This window comes from Candidatus Streptomyces philanthi (genome assembly GCF_059553635.1).
Genome location: NZ_JCANQV010000444.1, coordinates 1 through 3,479, shown reverse-complemented (window position 1 = coordinate 3,479; position 3,479 = coordinate 1). Strand labels below are relative to the sequence as shown.

Below are 3,479 nucleotides of genomic sequence, written 5' to 3'. Positions count from 1 at the left end.
CGGGGACATGGCCGCACGCCGCCGCGTCGAACGGCACATAGGCGCGTGCCGGATCGTCCACGGTGCTCAGCCGCCCCGACGTCAGCTGCGCGACCAGCCCCCACGGCGACAGGGAGGCGTCCATGCCGCCCGACAGCACCACCGCCGTCCCCGCGCGCACCCGCCGCCGGGCGTGCGCCAGCGCGTCCAGCCCCCCGGCCTGGTCGCTGACCAGCACCCCGCCGGGCCCGCGCAGCCCGTGCCGGATCGAGATCTGGCCCGAGTTGACGGCGTAGAACCATGCGAAGGACTGGTACGCGCTGACATGGCGCGGCCCCTTGCCCCACAGGTTCTGGAGTTCCTTCTGCGCGAACTCGAAGCCCCCGGAGGAGGCCGCGGTGACCACGCCCGCGCCGAACTCCGGCAGCGCGCCCGGGTCGAGGCCCGCGTCGGCCAGCGCCGCGTCCGACGCCACCAGCGCCATCCGCGTCATCCGGTCCGTCTGCGGCAGCAGCCGCCCGGAGAGATGGTCGGAGGCGGTGAAGCCGTTGACCTCGCCCGCCAGCCGGCAGGGATAGCCGCTGGGGTCGTAGCGGGCGATGCGGTCCACGCCGCTGACGCCCTTGACCGTCGCGTTCCAGTACTCCTCGGTGTCCAGCCCGTTCGGGGCCATCACCCCGAGCCCGGTCACCACCACATCGTCGTCGTGCGTCACGGCGTCCCCCTCGGTGTTCATCTCCGCGCCCCGCTCCCCGGCCGGGTCAGCACCATCGCGCTCTGGAACCCGCCGAACCCGCTGCCCACCGTCAGTGCCGTCCCCACCGGCACCTCACGGGCGGTCAGCGGCACATAGTCCAGGTCGCACTCCGGGTCGGGCGTGTGCAGATTGGCGGTCGGCGGCACCACCCCGTGCTCGACGGCCAGGGCGCACGCGGCGATCTCGATCGAGCCGATCGCCCCCAGCGAGTGCCCCACCATCGACTTGATGGAGCTGACCGGCACCCGGTACGCGTGCTCCTTGAGGCTGCGCTTGAACGCGGCGGTCTCGTGCCGGTCGTTCTGCCGGGTGCCCGAGCCGTGCGCGTTGACGTAGTCGACCGCGTCCGCGGGCCGCCCCGCCTGCGCCAGCGCCGCGTCGATCGCCGCGGCCATCTCCCGCCCGTCCGGCCGCAGCCCCGTCATGTGGTACGCGTTGCACCGCGAGGCGTACCCCCCGATCTCCGCGTAGGCGTGCGCCCCGCGCCGCCGGGCGTGCCCGTACTCCTCCAGCACGAACACCGCGGCCCCCTCGCCCAGGACGAAGCCGTTGCGGCTGAGGTCGAACGGGCGGGAGGCGTGCTCCGCGTCGTCGTTGCGCGGCGAGGTCGCCTTGATCGCGTCGAAGCAGGCCACCGCGATCGGCGTGACGGGCGCGTCGGTGGCCCCGGCCACCATCACCTCGGCACCGCCCTCGGCGATCACCTCGCAGGCGTGCCCCACCGCGTCGATCCCCGACGTGCAGCCGGTGGACACCACCGCCGCCGGCCCCTGTGCCCCCGCCGCCCAGGCCACCTCGGCGGCCATGCTGCTGGGGACGAAGTGCCCGTACAGCTCCGGCACCCCGTACTCCGCGTCGACCAGCCACCGCCGCCCGCTGTCACTGAGGACGGTGTACTCCTCCTCCAGCTCCGTGGTGGCCCCCACGGCCGTACCGATCGTCACCCCCGCGCGCTCCGGGACGGGCACCCCGCCCTCCAGCCCCGCGTCCGCCAGCGCCTCCCGGGCACCGACCACCGCGAACTGCGCGGCCCGGCCCATCCGCCGGATCTCGCGGGGCGTCAGCCCGTGCGCCGCCGGGTCGAACGCGCACTCTGCGGCGATCTGCGAACGGAAGGGCGCGGGATCGAAGAGGGAGATCCGGCCGGTGGCGGTGCGCCCCGACGTGATCAGCTCCCAGAACGCGGCGGTACCGGTACCACCGGGCGCGACGACACCGATACCGGTGATCACCACGCGGCGCGGCGGGGGAGCGGTACGGCGCCCGGCGGCGGGGCGCGCGGCGCGATCGGGTGTGGCCATGGGCAGTGCCTTTCCCTGCGGGACGGACGAAGGTGGCGCGGCCGGGAGCGGCCGCGGGGTTCAGGGCGTGGCGGACGGGACTCGTCGGACACGCCTTACGCCGTGCCGGGCGCGGCGTCCGGGCGCACCCGCCGTGCGGTGATCCGCAGCCGGCCGCGGTGCTCCTCGAAGACGTCCTCGCAGACCGTGCTCGCGGTGATCCGCGGCCGGCCGTGCGGGAGCGTGGTGACGACGACGGTGACCGAACGGGCGCACAGCGCCCCGTCACCGCCCGTCAGGACGTCGGTCATGGTGACGTGGTGGCGCTGCACCGCCCCGTCCGCGGCGCGGGCCGCCGCCAGCCGCGCGCTGTGCTCCGCGATGGCCGCGGCCCCGCACAGCGGCTCGGGCCGACCGGTGAGGACGAAGGTCGCGCCGGGCGCGAAGCTCGCGCCGTACGCGGCGAAGTCACCGCGGTTGAGCGCGTGCACCTGGTGGGCGTAGAAGCGTTCCAGCCGGGCCCGCGCGGGATGCGGGGCGGCGGGACCGGACGGGGACGGGAGTACGGGCACGGCGGGTCCTGACCGGCTGCGGGCCGCGGCCCTCAGACCGCGTCCCGGCCGGCGTCCGGCAGATCGTCGCGGCTGACCCGCCGCACCGCCACCCGCCACTCGTCCCCCTGCCGCACCAGCCGGTCCTCCAGCACCGTGCTGACATGCAGCCACGACCCCTTGCCCGGGGCGGACGCCACCACCAGGACGTACGAACGGGCCGTCACCGCCCCCTCGTCGGCGGGCGTGACCGCCAGCATCGTCACCACATGGCGGTGTGTGATCCCCTCGGACGCCCGCGCGGCGAAGCCGGAGCGGGTGGCGGCGTCGATGGCCGCGCGGCCCTCCAGCGGCGCCGGAAGCCCGTTGGAGACGAACACCGCGTCCTCGGTGAACCCGCCGGCCCAGCCGGCGAAGTCCCCGCCGTCCCCGGCGTACATGTGACGGGCGTAGAAACGGTGGATCTCGTGGTGCAGCTCCGCGCTGCCTGCGGTGTCCGGCACGGACGGCTCCTTGAACGGGAAGGGTCACGGTGGTCCGGACGGCGGGACCCGGGGAACACCACGGGCCGGTCCGGACGGGTCGCAGCCTTCGGCCCCCGTCTCAAGGGCCGCTCAAGGCCCGCGCAAGACGCCGCGCACCGCGCGCGTCGGGGCCGGTCGGGCCAGGCCCTGTCGTCACACCCCCGCCTGCCTCGCGGCGTCCGGCACGCACGCTCTCCGCGTTGTCGGACCGCCCCGATACGACCGGTATCGGGGCGGTCCTCCGCCTTGGGATCGCACGCACCGGACGCCGCGAGGCCCGCCCTCCGGGCGGACGACGGGGGTGTGACGACAGGCCCTACGGGAGGCGCCTTGAGCGTCCTCTGAGCGGCCCTTGACCGGCGCGCGCCAGGGTCCGGCACGTCGCCCG

General features: G+C 75.5%; 4 protein-coding genes. All 4 read right to left on the bottom strand.

The genetic code is table 11. The features are described from left to right. A partial coding sequence (locus AC51EU_RS28700) for a beta-ketoacyl synthase N-terminal-like domain-containing protein (protein ID WP_496270008.1) occupies positions 1-715 on the bottom strand: 715 nt, incomplete at its 3' end. After that, positions 712-2,037, bottom strand: coding sequence for a beta-ketoacyl-[acyl-carrier-protein] synthase family protein (locus tag AC51EU_RS28695; RefSeq protein WP_496270007.1), 1,326 nt, complete (start codon positions 2,035-2,037; stop codon positions 712-714). The genes AC51EU_RS28700 and AC51EU_RS28695, both read right to left, overlap by 4 nt. Before the next feature lie 95 nt (positions 2,038-2,132). Then, positions 2,133-2,588 (bottom strand): nuclear transport factor 2 family protein, encoded by a 456-nt coding sequence (locus tag AC51EU_RS28690; RefSeq protein WP_496270006.1) that lies wholly within the window; start codon positions 2,586-2,588, stop codon positions 2,133-2,135. A 32-nt stretch (positions 2,589-2,620) separates the two neighbouring features. Next, complete coding sequence (locus AC51EU_RS28685) at positions 2,621-3,070, bottom strand: nuclear transport factor 2 family protein (protein ID WP_496270005.1); 450 nt, start codon at positions 3,068-3,070, stop codon at positions 2,621-2,623. Positions 3,071-3,479 lie beyond the last annotated feature (409 nt).

What these genes read in the sequence shown, in the direction of transcription:
- AC51EU_RS28695 (WP_496270007.1), bottom strand. Translation starts at nt 2,037, where the DNA reads ATGGCCACACCCGATCGCGCCGCGCGCCCCGCCGCCGGGCGCCGTACC.